The 17958-nt window shown below is 45.1% G+C and carries 13 protein-coding genes; all 13 read left to right on the forward strand.

The annotated features are described in order from the left end of the window. Positions 1 to 117 precede the first annotated feature (117 nt). The 13 genes from CLHUN_RS16535 (at position 118) to CLHUN_RS16595 (ending at position 17684) form a co-directional block, all read left to right on the forward strand. Positions 118 to 5295 (forward strand): CehA/McbA family metallohydrolase, encoded by a 5178-nt coding sequence (locus tag CLHUN_RS16535; protein WP_080065745.1) that lies wholly within the window; start codon positions 118 to 120, stop codon positions 5293 to 5295. Positions 5296 to 5448: 153 nt separating this feature from the next. Next, the gene (locus tag CLHUN_RS16540; RefSeq protein WP_080065746.1) at positions 5449 to 6429 is read left to right on the forward strand and encodes an AEC family transporter; all 981 of its coding nucleotides are present in this window, start codon (positions 5449 to 5451) and stop codon (positions 6427 to 6429) included. Positions 6430 to 6652: 223 nt separating this feature from the next. Next, positions 6653 to 7165 carry a 5-(carboxyamino)imidazole ribonucleotide mutase gene (gene purE, locus CLHUN_RS16545; protein WP_080065747.1) on the forward strand — a complete coding sequence of 171 codons (513 nt, stop codon included), beginning with the start codon at positions 6653 to 6655 and terminating at the stop codon, positions 7163 to 7165. Positions 7166 to 7209: 44 nt separating this feature from the next. Then, the gene (gene purF, locus CLHUN_RS16550) at positions 7210 to 8673 is read left to right on the forward strand and encodes an amidophosphoribosyltransferase (protein ID WP_080065748.1); all 1464 of its coding nucleotides are present in this window, start codon (positions 7210 to 7212) and stop codon (positions 8671 to 8673) included. A 141-nt stretch (positions 8674 to 8814) separates the two neighbouring features. After that, the gene (gene purM, locus CLHUN_RS16555) at positions 8815 to 9837 is read left to right on the forward strand and encodes a phosphoribosylformylglycinamidine cyclo-ligase (RefSeq protein WP_080065749.1); all 1023 of its coding nucleotides are present in this window, start codon (positions 8815 to 8817) and stop codon (positions 9835 to 9837) included. 60 nt (positions 9838 to 9897) lie between these two features. Beyond that, positions 9898 to 10524: a phosphoribosylglycinamide formyltransferase gene (gene purN, locus CLHUN_RS16560; protein ID WP_080065750.1), complete on the forward strand. Its 627-nt coding sequence runs from the start codon at positions 9898 to 9900 to the stop codon at positions 10522 to 10524. Positions 10525 to 10545: 21 nt separating this feature from the next. Next, positions 10546 to 11805, forward strand: coding sequence for a phosphoribosylamine--glycine ligase (gene purD, locus CLHUN_RS16565; RefSeq protein ID WP_080065751.1), 1260 nt, complete (start codon positions 10546 to 10548; stop codon positions 11803 to 11805). A gap of 253 nt (positions 11806 to 12058) precedes the next feature. Then, on the forward strand, positions 12059 to 12676 hold the full coding sequence (gene nadD / locus CLHUN_RS16570) for a nicotinate-nucleotide adenylyltransferase (protein WP_479692034.1): 618 nt from the start codon (positions 12059 to 12061) through the stop codon (positions 12674 to 12676). Next, complete coding sequence (gene yqeK / locus CLHUN_RS16575; RefSeq protein ID WP_080065753.1) at positions 12673 to 13269, forward strand: bis(5'-nucleosyl)-tetraphosphatase (symmetrical) YqeK; 597 nt, start codon at positions 12673 to 12675, stop codon at positions 13267 to 13269. Before nadD ends, yqeK begins: the two co-directional genes overlap by 4 nt. A 13-nt stretch (positions 13270 to 13282) precedes the next feature. Beyond that, positions 13283 to 13798, forward strand: coding sequence for a LytR C-terminal domain-containing protein (locus tag CLHUN_RS16580; RefSeq protein WP_080065754.1), 516 nt, complete (start codon positions 13283 to 13285; stop codon positions 13796 to 13798). Positions 13799 to 13955: 157 nt separating this feature from the next. Beyond that, positions 13956 to 14297 (forward strand): ribosome silencing factor, encoded by a 342-nt coding sequence (rsfS, locus tag CLHUN_RS16585; protein WP_080065755.1) that lies wholly within the window; start codon positions 13956 to 13958, stop codon positions 14295 to 14297. Between the two features lie 2 nt (positions 14298 to 14299). Then, positions 14300 to 15658 carry an MATE family efflux transporter gene (locus tag CLHUN_RS16590; RefSeq protein ID WP_080065756.1) on the forward strand — a complete coding sequence of 453 codons (1359 nt, stop codon included), beginning with the start codon at positions 14300 to 14302 and terminating at the stop codon, positions 15656 to 15658. Positions 15659 to 16067: 409 nt separating this feature from the next. Beyond that, positions 16068 to 17684, forward strand: coding sequence for an ABC-F family ATP-binding cassette domain-containing protein (locus CLHUN_RS16595; protein WP_080065757.1), 1617 nt, complete (start codon positions 16068 to 16070; stop codon positions 17682 to 17684). The last annotated feature ends 274 nt before the right edge of the window (positions 17685 to 17958 follow it).

The following is a 17958-nucleotide window of genomic DNA, read 5'->3' on the forward strand; positions in this document are numbered from 1 at the left end:
TACCGGGTTAATCAATAATTTACAAAAAATACCAAAGAATTTACGGATTATCTTCAAGAACTTTACATATACCTCCTAATATATAAGAGAAAACTATTATATTAGGAGGTGTTATTTTTGAAAGCAGGGTATTTAAAAAACAATTTAAAAGCCTTTTTCAGCGTATTTCTGGTGCTGGCAATTATTCTTACCATGCAGCCCCCGCAGGTCTTTGCAGGCAGCAGGGCCGAAATGGTGGCCCAATGGGATTTCAGCTCCGACCCCGACCCCACAAGGACCTTGACGGCTTTTGCTGCCACAGGAGGAGCGAATGCGGCAGGTGCAAGCCTCTCCACTTCCATGGGCAGCCGTCTGGGGGGATATACCCCCGGAAACAAATCCATTTATATAAGTGGCTGGGAAAATGGTGCAGATATAAAATACTGGCAGCTCACACTGTCTGCAAAGGGCTATGAAAACCTGCGGCTGTCCTTCAACAGCTTCGGCTCAGGCACGGCACCCAGGGATTTCAAACTTCAGTGCAGCACGGACGGAATTAATTTTGCAGATGTTCCAAACGGTGATTTCCAAAGCGGCTCAAAGCATGTGGAAGCTCCCGTCAAGGAAAGCCTGCCTTTGCCCTCCGAACTTGATAATAGCTCCAATATAAGTATCCTCTTCCTTCAAACCAGCAATATATCCATAGGCTCCGGAACAGTGGGTTCGGGCGGCAATTCCAGGCTGTATGACATTAAAATACTGGGAGATAAAATAGAAGGTGACATTCCGCCAACCCAGGAGGCCGTCGGACCTGTTGCGGCAGAACCTGCGAATGGTGCGTCCATTGCAGGAGGCAGCCGGGTAACACTGACCACGGCCACTGGAGAAGCAGCTATCGAATATACTTTAAACGGAGGCAGCATCCAGACAATAAATGGTGCTTCGGGGACGGTGGTAATTGATGAATTCAATCAGCCGGGCAACACGGCGGTAATTAGGGCAAAGGCTGTTAACGGAACGGCAGTTGGGCCGGAGAGTACTTTCATATACAAGCAGGCGCAAGTGGAGCCGGTATCTGCCGACAGAAGCGGAAAAATTCAGGCGGGTTCGGAAATTGGGCTCTCCACAGCTACTTCCGGAGCGTCAATAAGTTATATTTTGATTACAAAGGCAGGACTGCCGGAGGAAGAGGTACATAACAAAAGTGCGTACCTTGGGCCTGTGACGCTGGAAAAGGAAATGTTTCCAGCAAGAATACTGGCTGCGGCATCGGCAGCGGGATATCTGGACAGTGTGCAGTCAGCCTTTGATTTTGCTCTGGACGATGGCACCAGGGAAGAACAGGTTTACTTCGGACAGCTCCACTCCCATACAAACCAGTCCGACGGTTCGGGGACTCTGAAAGAGGCCTATGAATATGCCAGAAATGTTGCAAAACTTGATTTCTTTGCAGTAACAGACCATTCCAACTATTTTGACACAACAGCTTCACCTGCGGAATATGACAGCAGCAGCTCCAACACCAAATGGCAGCAGTGTATTTCGGCGGCGGATGCGGCAGCAACCGGCTCATTTGTGGCCCTTTACGGTTATGAGATGACCTGGACCGGGCAGGTGGGCCATATGAACACTTTCAATACCGAGGGTTTTGTCAGCAGGAACAATCCCAAATACACCTCAAGCTTTGCAGGCATGAAAAATTATTATGAGCTGCTGAAAACCATACCCATGTCCATATCCCAATTCAATCATCCAGGCAAAACCTTCGGTGATTTTAATAATTTTTCAGACTATGATGCAGCAATAGATGCCCAGATATCACTGGTGGAGGTTGGGAACGGAGAGGGCGCAATCGGTTCGGGAGGCTATTTTCGGTCCTATGAGTATTATACCAGAGCCCTGGATAAGGGCTGGCATCTTGCACCCACAAATAACCAGGATAATCACAAGGGACTGTGGGGAACCGCCAACACCGCACGGACGGCAATCATCACGGATAACCTGACAAGAGCGGGAGTTTATGATGCTTTGAAAAAAATGAGGGTTTACGCCACTGAAGACTCCAATCTGAAAATCAAATATACTGCCAATGACCAGTTTCTGGGCACAGTACTTCCAACCGATACACAACGGCTGAATATAAGGGTGGAGCTGCTTGACCCGGATGCGCCGGACAAAATCGGCAGGGTATCGCTGGTTACCAATGGCGGGAGAGAAAGTCATGTACAGAACTTTGACACAAACACAGGGGTATATTTAGTCAATATAGAAGCCCCTGCCAAGGGGTACTATTATATCAAGGTGGTTGAGGCGGACGGAGATATTGCGGTGACCGCTCCGGTGTGGATCGGAAGTGTTGAAAAGGTTGGAATTGCGTCGGCAGCTTCTTCCGTTTCAATGCCGGTTACAGGAGAAACACTTGAGCTTTCAACCGAAATATTCAACAATGAGTCTGAGACTGCAAAAGTGGATTCCATTACCTATAAAATTGGCGGGAATATATTTGCCACAGGCAAGGCAGGACAGCAAATAGCTCCGCTGGGTACGCTGAAGGACACTATAAGTTATACCCCGTCTGCGGCTGGAGTGGTCACAGTTGAGGTTTCGGCGGAGATTTCTCTGAACAGCCTTACAAAAATCTATACAGAAACATTGACCCTGGATGTGAGGGCAGCCGAAAAACTTATAAATCTTGGGATTGACGCTTCACATCTCAACGAATATGTGGCAGGTAATTATGCAAACAGCATGACAAACTTCGCAAAGCTTGCAGAAGAGTATGATGTAAGGCTTGTTGAGCTAAAGGGAGGAATAGCTTCCCAAAAGCTTGAGGGCTTGGCAGGGCTTATCCTGACTCCGCCCAACAGAAAAACAGGTATTGGTGCGCTGGGTGAATACTCAGATGCTGAAATTCAAGCTGTCAAAGACTTTTGTGCCTCTGGGAAAACCTTGATAGTTTGCGGTTTGGCCGACTATGGAGATGGCAGGAATGCAGAAAAATATCATGCGGCGTATCAGCAGAATCAAATACTTGAGGCTGTAGGTGCCAAAGCCAGGCTTGCAGATGATGAGGTGATAGATAACACAAATTATGTTCCTACCCAAAACTTCAGGCTGAGATTTAAAAATTACAACCTGGGTCATGAGTTCTTAAAGGGTGTAAATCCGGAACAGGAGTACAGTTTTTACAGCGGTGCTTCCATATACCTGGGAGATGGAGACAACTCAGAAGTTACAGTGATTGTAGCATCTCATTCCACTTCTGAAAGTCTGGATTCCGACAAGGATGGCAGGGGAGGCCCTGGAAACCCTGTAGCATCCGGGAACATTCCCGCACTTGCGGTAGAAAACGTATCGGGCGGGGCAAGGGTATTTGTGGCGGGAACAGTGTTCATGTCAAATTTTGAGGTTCAGGCAGCCATTGACAATTCCTCTGAACTCAATTACAGCAATTATGCCATATGTCAGAATATAGTCAAGTCCATGGCTCCGGAGGCAATAACCCCCATAAGTCAGGTACAGTCGGCAGGTGAAGGTGAAAAATTCACCGTACAAGGAGTTGTAACTTCAAATTCCAGCGGGTATCAGAAGGACACAGCCTTTTTTGACTGCATATACATCCAGGATGAAACGGCAGGAATAAACCTGTTTCCCGTCTCAGGGGATTACAGGGTGGGGCAGAAGGTGCAGGTAACCGGGACGGTGGGAGGCTATCAGGGAGAAAAACAGCTTACGGTTAAAAAAATCGAGCTGCTTGACCCCGGCATAAACCAGTTGCCGCCTGCTGCAACAGCTACCGGTGAAGCCGGCTCGGAGGCAAACCGGGGAAGGCTTGTAAAGGTACAGGGTGTTGTAAAATCAGTAGGGACTGCCAACGGCATAGTGGAAACCATAGTTCTCAATGACGGCTCGGGGGATGCAAGAGTGTTCATAGACGGATATATAAATCCTTCGGTAAATCTGGATTTTGTGAGAGAGGGGCAGCAAATACAGGCTGTGGGCCTGGGTTCTGTAGATACTCTGGGTGCAAGGCTCAGAGTCAGGGACAGAAATGAGCTGCAGCCGGTTTCAGATACGGTTGATTTCTCACAGACCTCTCCGGCTTCAGCATCACAGCGGGACATAAAAATAACACAAACATCCGTGGAAGCTGTTCCCACGGTAAACAGCAGCCGTGAAGCGGTATTAAGATTGACTTTGGCAGAGGCCCGAAAGCTGGTGGACAATGCGGTGGCTGCCGAAAAGGACGGAAAGGCTGCAGTGATAGACATAAGGAGTATACGGCAAAGGGGAACCATAAAGTCCTCAGTCCGGTTGGAAAATGAACTGCTGAGAAGGTTGGCCGATGAAACTGGTGCCCGCTTCAGAATTGACACGGGACTTGGCGCCTTTGAATTCACCGGCAGGTCCTTGGACTCCATTGCAGATTTGTCGGGCGGACAGGAAATCAGCTTTATCATTGAAGAATTCGAAAGCGAATTGCTGCCTGAGTCCCTGAAGAAATTGGTGGGCGGCCGCCCGGTTTACGATGTGGGGGTCTGGGCAGGAAACAGCAGTATACAGGAGTTTGGCGTAGATAATGTAAGAATTTCCATACCATTTTCTCTAAAGGACGGTGAAAACCCCGATGCAGTGGTAGTATACTTTATAGACCAATACGGAAAAGCGTCACCGGTTACAGGTATATACAACCGGGATACAGGTGAAGCAGTGTTTATGACAAATCACTTGTCAATTTATGCGGTGGGCTGCAATTTTGTGGACTTCATCGACACCAGCGGCAGTCGGTGGAAGGCCGCCATAGATTTTACGGCAGCCCGGCAGCTTATGGCAGGTATGGGAAACGGCAAATTCGGAACAGAACTTCCCATTACGAGGGCAATGCTTGTCACAGTACTGGGGAAAATGGCAAACGCAGAACAAAGTGGAATTCTGGGCTATAGTGATGTCCGTCCGGGACAGTACTACACCCCTTACATTGCCTGGGCTGAGGAAAACGGCATCGCCGCAGGCACGGGAAAGGGCAGGTTCAGTCCGCAGAGACCTGTAACAAGGGAGGAACTGGCTGTAATACTCAATAATTTCTTAAAATATGAAAACAGTGCTCTTACAGCAAAAGAAAACAAGGCGGCTGCTGTGGATCAGGCACGCATATCCCCCTGGGCAAGGGCGGCAGTTGAAATTGTTGTTTCTCTTGGGCTGCTGGAGCTCAAGTCCGATAACAGCTTTGAGCCGTATGAAGTTGTCACGAGAGCGGAATTTGCAGCTATCATAAAAAAATATACTGAAATGTCCCTGGAGAACGAAGTCAAATAATATATTTGGCTATGGACAATAAGTGAATAAAATATTAAGATTATATAATAAAAGCGGCTTCAGCGGTTATGAAAGGTCGCTTTTATTATATATTTATATTTTGCAGCTATAAGCTATATTAAGGCGTATTACAGGCTTTTCCGGAGGCGGCAGATGGATGAAGTACAAATAATAATAAAACAGATACTTATATTGACCTTGCTTGGTATTACAGGCTTTGCAGCCGGCAGGAAGAAATTGCTGCCTGAGAATTCACATAAATATATTTCTGCAATCATACTTAAAATCACAATGCCCTTTCTGATTTTCACTACCATGGGAAACTACTCCTTTACGGGAGAAACCTTGAAAAACGGATTTTTCATATTTGTCCTGGGGGTTGTTTTCATTCTGCTGGGCGGAGCGATTTCGCTGGGGCCGTGCAAGCTGATGGGTATCCGTGAAAAAACCCGGAATATATACATTGCCCAGTCAATGTTCGGGAATGTAATATTTATGGCTTATCCGCTGCTCAAAGCAATGTTTGGTGATGAGGGCATAGTGTACGCCATTTTTTACAATATTGCAAACGATGCAATATTATGGACCCTCGGAGTATATCTTTTCAACAAGCATAACTCAAAAAGCTGGAAGGACAACCTTTCCCATCTGATAAACCCCAATACCCTTGCTTTTATAGGGGGGCTGCTGATGATTCTTGCCAAGTGGCTGTTTAAGTTTGAAGATACCGCAGCCTATAAGCTTACCTGGGAGATATTTTATACAACCTTTTATAATCTCGGACATATAACCATATATCTTTCCATGCTTTTTATCGGACTTATTTTATCCAATGTGAAAATAGACGGCGTAAAAGACATACTTTCCAGGGCGAGCTATCTTGTTTATTCGGTTTTCAAGCTTTTGCTGGTGCCTGCCGCAGCTATTTTGCTTTTCAAGCTGACGGGTAAATTCTTTGATGATTTTGTAAAAAAAATAGTTGTATTGCAGCTTGCCATGCCGGCCTCTACAATTGTATCGGCTTTAGCCCTGGAATATGGCTCTGATTACAATGCTGCCACCGAGGGCATATTCATTTCCACCATATTGTCCATATTCACCCTTCCCCTGATGGTATACCTCCTGACGGTCTAGTTCACCGAAAAATTTGACGGACCCTGAAGGCGGTATCTTATAAGGGACTTCATAATTCATCAATCCGAATATTAAGAGCGGGCAGTCAAAAATTGTTCGCTTTTTTAATTGACAATGCTCTTTAATATTTGATAATATTATTGTATCAAAAAGGCGAATTATTTTCGTAAAATTTTTAAAAATGTTCACAATCAAATCATTAACATATTCGGAGGATTATGGCATGTGTGTTTCAAAAGACGCCAAAGTGGCTGTTGTTATGGGGAGCGATTCCGATCTTTCAGTAATGAAGAGCTGTATCAAGCTTCTTAAGGATTTCGAGGTTCAGTGTGAAGTAATGGTTTGCTCAGCCCACAGAACACCCGACAAGGCTTCTGAGTTTGCAAAAAATGCCCAGGCAAACGGAATAGATGTCATTATTGCGGCAGCGGGAAAAGCTGCGCATCTTCCGGGCGTTCTGGCTGCTTATACTCCTGTTCCGGTTATTGGTGTGCCTGTAAAGTCATCTACACTTGACGGGCTGGATTCCCTGCTGTCAATAGTTCAGATGCCTGCGGGAATACCCGTTGCCACCGTTGCGGTGGACGGTGCGGAAAATGCGGCGCTGTTGGCTGTTCAAATCCTGTCTGTTGCTTATCACGGACTGAGGGAAAAAATGCTGGATTACAAAAAATCCCTTGCCGAGAAAGTTGAAAAGAAGAATGCGGAACTCCAGAAAAAACTGGAGGAACTCTAGAACTGGACCGTCAAAAAACCATTGGAATTAAAAAGGAGTTATTCATGTGTGAATTAGGAGAATGCTTACAGTGTGAAAACCTTGACTGCTTTGATGACAGAATGGACAAAATGCATGAAGAATGCGGAGTATTCGGGGTATATTCAACTGATAACAGTGATGTTGATGTTGCAGGGTTGACCTATTACGGCTTGTATTCACTTCAGCACAGAGGTCAGGAAAGCGCCGGCATAGCAGTAAGTGACAAGGAAACAATCGTATTTCACAAGGATATGGGTCTGGTTCCTGAAATATTTGACAAGGTGGTTTTGACCCATCTCCAGGGAACCATGGCGGTAGGGCATGTCAGATATTCCACCACCGGCGCCAGCAGGCGCGAAAATGCACAGCCCATAGTTGTAAGGTCCAGAAACGGTCAGATAGCTCTGGCCCACAACGGAAACATAGTCAACGCTTCGCTGCTGAGAGAGCAGATGGAAGATAACGGAACCATATTCCAGACCACCAATGATACGGAAGTTCTGGTTAATCTGGTCACAAAACACGGTATTACCTCTGAAACCATAGAGGAAGCTGTTGAAAAAATGATGAGGGATGTTAACGGCTCTTACGGGCTTATTTTGATGACAGCCAACAAAATGCTGGGAGTAAGGGACCCGTACGGAATACGTCCCCTTTGCATCGGAAAAACCTCCAATTCATATGTGATAGCCTCCGAATCCTGTGCACTTGATGCGGTCAATGCCGAATTCATACGCGATATAGAACCCGGTGAAATTGTAACTATTGAAAACAATGAAATCACATCTATCAGAGCCTTCAACAATAAGGACACAAAGCTTTGCATCTTTGAATTCGTTTATTTTGCGCGACCTGACAGCGTTATAGACGGTGCAAGTGTCCAGCAGTCCAGATATGAGGCGGGAAAACGCCTGGCCATAGAGCACCCCGTTGATGCGGATATTGTCATAGGTGTTCCGGATTCGGGAATTTCTGCCGCTATCGGATTTTCCAAGCAGACAGGTATCCCCTACGGTGAAGGAATTGTAAAAAACAGATATGTGGGAAGGACCTTTATCCAGCCAAGTCAGGGCATGAGAGAGGTGGCCGTCCGCATAAAGCACAATGCCATCAAGAAGACTGTGGAAGGCAAAAGAGTAGTAATAATAGATGATTCCATAGTAAGGGGCACCACCACAAGACGAATAGTAAAGATTCTCAAAAAGGCGGGCGCCAAAGAGGTACATATGAGAGTCAGCTCGCCTCCGTTAAAATTTCCCTGTTATTTCGGAATAGATATATCATCAAGAAAAGAACTTGTTGCCGACAAGCTTTCGGTTGAAGAAATAAGAGAAATGATATGCTCCGATTCTCTGGGCTATTTGAGCCTGGAGGGTCTTCTGAAGACTCCGGTTGATTCCAGGTGCGGATTTTGTGCGGCCTGCCTCACCGGTGATTATCCAATAGAGGTACCTGCTGAAGGAGATAAATTCAGTTGCGGCACCTGATCAGTTCATTAAAATTATTGAGAATTCAATAGACCTGAGTATGAACTTCCGGGCATTGCGGGGCATTTCGGTTCCCTGGGCGGGGCCCGGAAATAAATAATTATTCGATAGGCGCTGTAGGGCAGCGGAATGGAGGATTAAATGACCACTTACAAAGATGCGGGCGTAGATGTTGAAGCCGGCTATGAATCGGTTAAATTGATAAAGGATCATGTGAAGCGTACCTTCAGACCTGAGGTTATGACTGAGCTGGGGGGCTTTGGAGGCCTGTTCAGCCTTGATAAATCAAAGTACCGGCAGCCGGTTCTGGTTTCCGGGACAGATGGTGTGGGTACCAAGCTCAAAATGGCTTTTTTGATGGAAAAACACGATACCGTGGGTATCGACTGCGTGGCCATGTGTGTAAACGATATAGTCTGCAGTGGTGCGGAGCCGCTTTTCTTCCTGGACTATGTTGCGGTGGGGAAAAACTACCCTGAAAAGGTAGCCGAGATAGTCAAGGGGGTTGCCGAGGGCTGTGTTTTGTCAGGCTGTTCGCTCATAGGCGGAGAGACTGCTGAAATGCCGGGCTTTTATCCTGTTGACGAGTACGATCTTGCTGGGTTTTCAGTGGGTATAGTGGATAAGGATAAAATAATTGACGGAAAAAATATAAAAGCAGGAGACAGGATTATAGGCCTTCCTTCTTCGGGAATTCACAGCAACGGGTATTCGCTGGTGCGTAAACTGATAAATCCCACCGAAAAGAATCTGAAGGAATATGTTGAAAAGCTGGGCTGTACTCTGGGTGAAGAGCTGCTTAAGCCAACAAGGATATACGTTAAGACCATACTGGCTTTAATTGAAAAATTCCAGATCAAGGGAATATCACATATAACCGGCGGAGGTTTTATTGAGAACATTCCAAGGATGGTTCCCGCAGGTCTGAAGGTCAGCATTGAAGTGGGAAGCTGGCCTGTGCTTCCGGTATTTGATATGCTCAGAGAATTGGGAAACATGAAGGACAAGGATATATTCAACACCTTCAACATGGGTATAGGCATGGTGCTGGCAGCAGCAGAGGAAGATGCCCCGGAGATTGTGGATTACCTCAAATCTGTGGGAGAGGCCGCATATATTATCGGAACTGTTGCAGAGGGGGAAGCCGGGGTTGAATTGGTATAAAATTGCGTTCCGGCCCGGACCTACATCCGAGGACAATATATACGGGGAGTTGAAGCAGATATGCTTAGGATAGGCGTATTGGTATCAGGAGGCGGTTCAAACCTTCAGGCGATTATAGATAAAATCCAAAACGGATACATAAAAAATGCAGAAGTTGTAACTGTTGTGTCCAGCAAGCCCGATGCATATGCTCTGGAGAGGGCAAAAAAATACGGTATAAATGGTACCTGCATTTCAAGAAAAGCCTTCAATAATATTGATGAATACGATGAGGCGCTTATAGGCCACTTCAGGGAGCATTCCGTGGAGTTGATAGTCATGGCCGGCTTCCTGTCAATTTTGGGAGAACGCTTTAACAGGTTTTATTCAAACAGGGTGATTAATATCCATCCGTCACTTATTCCTTCCTTTTGCGGGAAGGGCTTCTACGGGATAATACCTCACAGGCAGGTGCTGGAGTCAGGAGTGAAAGTGACCGGGGCCACAGTCCACTTTGTAGAGCTGGAAGCCGATACCGGGCCAATCATACTGCAAAAGGCGGTGTATGTGGAGGAAGGGGATACCCCTGAAAGCCTTCAGAAAAGAGTTATGGAGCAGGCGGAGTGGGAAATACTGCCGGAGGCTATAAAGCTATACGCCGAACACAGGCTTGTAATTGAAGGAAAAAGAGTTCGCATAGTCAGTTAACCAGTAAATGGAGGTATCTTTATGAAGGTTTTGGTAGTAGGCAGTGGAGGAAGAGAGCACACGATAATATGGAAGCTTTCACAGAACAGGAAGATAAGTGAATTGTACTGTGCTCCCGGAAACGGAGGCATCTCGGCATTGGCTGTCTGTGTTCCCATAAAAGCCACTGATATTGATGGAATAGTAAATTTCTCAAAAGAGAACAGCATAGATTTTGTAATGGTAGCACCGGATGACCCCCTGGTGGCGGGCATGGTGGATGCGCTTCAGGAGGCCGGCATCAGAGCCTTCGGGCCTGTCAAGGCTGCTGCAATTATTGAAGGCAGCAAGTCCTTTTCAAAGGACCTTATGAGGAAATACGGCATACCTACAGCAGGGTATGAGGTTTTTGACAGCAGTGAAGCGGCGCTCCGCTACCTGGACACCTGCAGTGCGCCTGTGGTTGTAAAGGCGGACGGCCTGGCACTGGGCAAGGGTGTTATTATTGCCCAGTCTGTTGACGAGGCCAAAGCCGCCGTTAAGAATATAATGAATGACAAGGTGTTTGGCGAGGCGGGAAACAGGGTTGTAATAGAGGAATTCATACAGGGGCCGGAAGTGTCAATATTGGCCTTTACCGACGGCAAGACCGTAGTCCCCATGGTATCTTCCCAGGATCACAAGAGAGTATTTGATAAGGATCAGGGACCGAATACCGGAGGTATGGGTACTTTCTCCCCCAGCCGGATATACGGCCAAAAGCTGGCGGAGCAATGCATGAAGGAAATATTTCTGCCCACCATGGAGGCCATGAACAAGGAAGGCCGCAAATTCAAGGGAATTTTATACTTCGGACTTATGATAACCAAGGACGGGCCCAAGGTCATAGAATACAACGCCCGCTTCGGAGATCCTGAGACACAGGTTGTACTGCCAAGGCTTAAAACCGATCTTCTGGATATATTTGATGCAATCATTGATGAAAAGCTTTCCGACATAAAAATAGAGTGGAGTGACAATGCCGCTGTTTGTGTTATAGCAGCATCAGGAGGTTATCCGGGCAAGTATGCCACAGGTTTCGAGATAAGCGGCCTGGAGGCGGCAGAGGCCGATGGGGACACAATTGTTTTCCATGCAGGAACAACTTATGCCGACGGCAGGTTCCGTACCGCCGGAGGAAGAGTGCTGGGCGTCACTGCCGTGGAGGAAAACATGGACAAGGCCATTGCCAGGGCGTATGCCGGCATTGAAAAAATCAAATTTGAAGGCATGCACTACAGGAAGGATATAGGAAGAAAATAATATTCTCAGGCTGTATGCCTGCAATCTGAAAATATAGATTTTAAAGAGGCTTATGCCCCAAATCCCAAAAGGGGTTTGGGGTTTTCACAATTACGGAAGCATTATATTTCAAGTATTTTACAACGTAGGTTTTTACAATTTTTAATAGATAGTTAATATTTTTATGCTATAATAACAGATATATTATAATGCAGGGTTTAAACCAATATAGCCATATTTACAGTAGAGGGATATACCAATGGGAGTTACAGGCTTGAAAATAGGAATTTGCGGAGGGACCTTTGACCCGGTTCATACTGCCCATCTGGCAGTTGCAGAATTGGTAAAAAGTGAATACGGTCTTGACAAGGTATTGTTTATACCGTCAGGCATGCCCCCTCATAAGGATTTGCAAAATGTGACCGGGCCGGTGCACAGGCTGAAAATGGTTCAGTGCGCGGTGAGCTCCAATCCCGGCTTTGAAGCTGTTTCCCTGGAAATTGAAAGGTCGGGCTACACCTATACTGTGGATACTCTCAAGGAATTGCACGGGATATATCCGGAAGGGACGGAGTTCAGCTATATTATTGGTGCAGACGTTGTAATGGATCTTTTGACATGGAGAAATGCACGGGAGGTATTTGCTCTCACAGGGTTTATTGCAGTCATGAGGCCGGGGTTTTCCGACGAAGCCTTTAACAGCCGGCTTGCAGATCTGAAGGAAAATTACCGTGTCAATATAAGCTGTATGGAGATACCCTTGTTGGATATTTCCTCCACGTATATCAGAGAAAGGGTCAAGGCGGGGAAGTCCGTTAAATATCTTGTCGACCAAAAGGTTGAAGAATATATTGAGGAAAACCACCTGTATAAAAAGGAAGACCGGCTATGAAGCTAGACCAGATGGATATTTTATTAAAGCAGGCGTTAAAACCAGGAAGGTATGTTCATTCGGTAAATACCATGAAGGAAGCTGTCCGCTTGGCAGGACATTATGGTGAGGATGTTGATTCGGCAGCTATTGCAGGGCTTTTGCATGACTGTGCTAAAAATCTTAATGATGAGCAGACCCTTGAGTACTGCAGCAATTATGGAATAAACCTCAGCCGGCTTGAGCAAAAACAGGTTTTTCTGATGCACGGAGCAGTTGGCGCAGTGATTGCGCGGGAAAAGTACGGAGTTGAAAATGAGGCTGTACTGAATGCCATCAAATATCATACTACCGGTTATGGCAGTATGAGCATGCTGGATAAAATAATATTGCTGGCTGATTTTATTGAACCGGGCAGGAAGCACAGTGAGGTTGACAATGCCAGAAAGCTGGCGTATATAGATATAAACAGGGCTTTGATAAGTGCTTTTGACAGCACCATCAGGTATGTCATGAACAGGAAGGGCTTGATTCACCCTTCTACCATAGAGGCCAGAAACAATATACTGATGCTGATTTCTTACGGACACACAGATTTGGAATTTAAGGGGTAAAAATATAGGTGTTATGAATAAAATTATTAAGTTTACATTTTATGGAGTTGGAACTTTTTTGCTGCTGTTTTCATCAATTATAGTAGGGGCAAATTTTGTCAGAGATTCCGGTGTATTTGACAAGGAGATTGTTGAGGTGAAAAAGCAGCCTCAAAATGTACAAGCGGCTACAAGCTCCACACCGAAAAAAATAATTGTTGATAGTGATTCTTCAAAGGGGCCGGCAAAAGATACCCCGTCGGTATCAACAACGGTGAACAACAAGAAACTGGTAATAGAAGTTATCAACTGCACTGACAAAGGCGGACTTGCCGAGGATACCAGGGAAATGCTTGAGGCACAGGGCTATACCGTAAGTGCCGGAACTGGTGCCGAAAAGCAGGGGACGTCAAAGATTATAATCAGAAAAAAGGGTGTAAAGACAGATGTAATAAAAAATGTTTTAAAAATTATGGTTGAAAAGGAAGAACTTCAACCTGACTCAAGATATGACGTTACAATCATATTGGGAAGTGATTTTAATCCGTAGTGGTCTGTAACATCTAAAACGTATATTGCCGGCGAGGAAAATTTCTGCAGGATAAGGCGGAGGACGAAGGCAATATGTGACTTTTAGGTGTTACAGAGTACTAGGTTAAAGCCTTAAAAAATTGAATAAAATAACGCTTAGGACGAGGTGCAAACATTTGGATTCAAAAAAATTGGTGGAGAAGATAGTAGCTTTAATGGAAGAAAAGAAGGCCAGGGATATAAGTATAATTAACATTGAAAGTATAACGGAAATTGCAGACTATTTTGTAATTTGCAGCGGAACTTCAACTACTCATATCAAGTCCATAGCTGATGAAGTGGAGTTCAAGCTGGGGGAAGCAGGGCTTCAGACTTACCATAAGGAAGGCTACGATACGGCCCGGTGGATACTGCTGGACTACGCGGATGTTGTTATTCACGTATTCCACCAGGAGGACAGAGGCTTCTACAATTTAGAAAGGCTTTGGTCAGATGGAGTATTGACTAATATAAGATAGTTATGGTTGTTGATGAAAATAATATAACAGGAAGCATATTTAAGGTAGCTGTTCCGGCGGTAGTGGAACAGCTACTAATTATGATTGTAGGTGTTGTTTCACTGGCCTTCGTGGGACATTTAAGCAATGAGGCTGTTACGGCCGTGGGCTTTATTAATTCACTGTTTGGATTTATACAGGTGTTTTTTGTAGCCTTGTCCACAGGTTGTACAGTTATCATAGCAAGGCTTATAGGCGAAGGCGATACCAAAAGTGCAAAAGCGGCCATAAAGGAATGTGTGTTGATAGGTTTTGCCGCTGCGCTGGTATTTTCAGTAATTCTTATCCTGCTTGCACGGCCGGTTATTTCCGCGTTTTTCAGCGGGGCTGAAAAAGTTATTGTAGATATGGCCGCCCACTATTTTAAAATTACCCTTATCACCCTTCCCCTTTTGTTCACAAACATAATCATAAGCGGCTCTCTGAGAGGTTCCGGAGATACAAAAACGCCCATGTTGATTGCAAATGTGGTAAATATATTGAACATTGTTCTGAGTTATGTTTTAATATATGGGGTTAGCATTGGTAATCTGACAATTGAGAAAAGAGGCATTACCGGTGCGGCAATCGCGGTCTGTATTTCCAGAGGAGTAGGAGGAGTGCTCAGTCTGCTTGTGGTTTTAAGCAGACCTGTTTTGTTAGCCTTCAGCTTGAAAGGAAAGCTTGCGTTTGATTTTCAACTGCTCAAGAGAATTCTTCACGTTGGAATTCCTGCTTCCATGGAACAGCTTATAATGCAGGGAGGCTTTCTCCTGCTGCAGGTGGTCATATCGCGAATGGGCACGGAGGCTTCTACTGTATATCAGATTGTTATGTCTATCAATTCCATGTGCTTTGTTCCCATTTTTGGTTTTGGCCTTTCTGCAACAACAATAGTGGGGCAGAGTCTGGGTGCAAAACGGATAGACCTGGCCAGAAAAGCCGGATGGAAGACGGTGAAGATATGTCTTGTAATTACAGTGGCGCTTTCCAGCCTCCTGTTTATATTTGCAGGAAGCCTGATTCGGATATATACAAGTGATCCGGCCATTATAGCCATAGGCACCGGAGCTATAAGAATATTCAGCTTTTCCCAGCCTTTTGTGTCAATTGTAACGGTGGTTTCAAATGCACTGCGGGGAGCAGGAGACATTATTTATGTCATGCTTACAAGCTTTGTGGGCATCTGGTGCTTCAGAGTGTTTCTGACCTTTTTGCTGGGGCTGGAACTGCGTGTGGGTATCACTGCCGCATGGATTGCCCTGACACTGGATTTTTCCATAAGATCGGTGATGTACCTTACAAGATTCAGGAAGGGAAAATGGGCAAATATATCAATATAAGATTTGAAAAACTTTCAGACTGCCCAGGTGCCGATTTTTTAAGTCAAAATGAAGAAAATAATAAGAAAGCAGTTGTGAAGAGAAAATTATGTTTTATTAACATATAAATAAAAAAATCAATGGCACGGGCAATGAAACGGATTTTATCCCATTTGTGACAAGGGGTGAATTCACTTCAGCCCTTGTGGGAAATGGAGACTTCTGAAAGATTTGAAAAACTTTCAGACTGCCCAGGTGCTGATTTTTTAAGTCAAAATGAAGAAAATAATAAGAAAGCAGTTGTGAAGAGAAAATTATGTTTTATTAACATATAAATAAAAAAATCAATGGCACGGGCAATGAAACGGATTTTATCCCATTTGTGACAAGGGGTGAATTCACTTCAGCCCTTGTCGGAAATGGAGATAAAATGATCAGTGCAAACGGTGTTTCCCTGCGATATGGGGGACGGGCTTTATTTGAAAATGTAAATATCAAATTTACAAAGGGCAATTGCTACGGTCTCATAGGAGCAAACGGCTCTGGAAAATCAACCTTTTTAAAAATCCTTTCAGGTGAAATAGAACCAAGCAAGGGCGATGTTACAATTACACCGGGAGAGAGACTTGCCGTTTTAAAGCAGAACCACTATGAGTATGATGAATACGAGGTTCTGAAAACTGTAATGATGGGGCATAAAAGGCTTATTGAGATCATGGAAGAAAAGGAAAAGCTCTATGCAAAATCCGAATTCACCGAGGCGGAAGGCATACTGCTTTCGGAGCTGGAAGCGGAATTTGCGGAATTGAACGGCTGGGAGGCAGAATCCGATGCCGCCATACTTCTCAACGGTTTGAACATTGGGGAAGAGTATCACTACAAGCTGATGAAAGACCTGGATGGAAATGAGAAGGTAAGAGTTCTTCTGGCACAGGCGTTATTTGGAAACCCTGACATCCTGCTCATGGACGAACCTACCAACCATCTTGACGTGGCATCCATTACCTGGCTTGAAAATTTTCTTGCCAACTTTGAGAATATAGTCATAGTGGTATCCCATGACAGACACTTCCTTAACCAGGTGTGTACTCAGATAGCGGACATAGACTTCGGCAAGATACAGTTGTACTTCGGCAACTATGATTTCTGGTATCAGTCCAGCCAGTTGGCACTTCAGCAGATGAAGGACGCAAATAAAAAGACCGAGGCCAGAATGAAGGAACTGCAGGAGTTTATTCAGCGGTTCAGCGCCAATGCTTCCAAGTCCAAGCAGGCGACCTCCCGTAAAAAGCTGCTGGACAAATTGACACTTGAGGATATAAGGCCCTCTTCAAGAAAATATCCTTTTGTGGACTTCAAGCCCGACAGGGAAGCTGGCAATGATTTGCTCATGGTTAACGGCATTTCCAAGGAAATTGAAGGTGAGCAGCTTTTAAAGGATGTAAATATCATAGTAAACAAAGGTGACAAGATAGCCTTCGTAGGAACGTACGGCAACGCGAAAACCACATTTTTCAAAATTCTCATGGGGGAAATGGAGCCGGACAGCGGAGATTTCAAATGGGGAATAACCACCTCCCAATCCTATTTTCCAAGGGACAACTCAGAGTTCTTTGACGGAGTTGATCTGAGTCTTGTAGACTGGCTGAGACAGTTCTCAAAGGATCAGACCGAGACCTTCCTGAGAGGCTGGCTGGGAAGAATGCTATTCTCAGGAGAAGAAGCCCTGAAAAAGGCATCGGTGCTTTCGGGAGGGGAGAAGGTCCGATGCATGCTGTCAAAGATGATGCTTTCAGGCGCAAATGTACTCATACTGGATGAGCCTACAAACCATCTTGACTTGGAGTCAATCACCGCACTTAACAACGGACTTATCAACTACAAGGGAACCATACTGTTTTCCTCACATGACCATGAGTTCGTTCAAACCGTAGCAAACAGGATTGTTGAGATTACTCCCAAAGGAATTATTGACAGGCAGATGACCTATGATGAATACCTTGAAAATGAAGATATCCAGGCCTTGAGAAAGGAAATGTGGTCATAAAAAAGTGAGTATTGCATAACAGCAGAAGGCTGAAGGCAGTATAAACGACGGGATTGCTTCCCGTACTAAATTTTTAAAATTGATTGCTCACAGAGTTCTTGTTGAAATTGTAAGGTACAGCACAAATATTCAATAACCGTCGCAGCAACTCCACCTTCCGGGTCTCGGGTGCTGTATCAAAGTGACATCCTGTCACTTTGCCGATAAAAATATTTGTGCTGTACAAAGTCCATTTTATAAGGATTTATTAACGAAGTTTTTAGGCTAGACTCTA

It is taken from the genome of Ruminiclostridium hungatei (assembly GCF_002051585.1).
Taxonomy (GTDB): Bacteria; Bacillota; Clostridia; order Acetivibrionales; family DSM-1351; genus Ruminiclostridium; species Ruminiclostridium hungatei.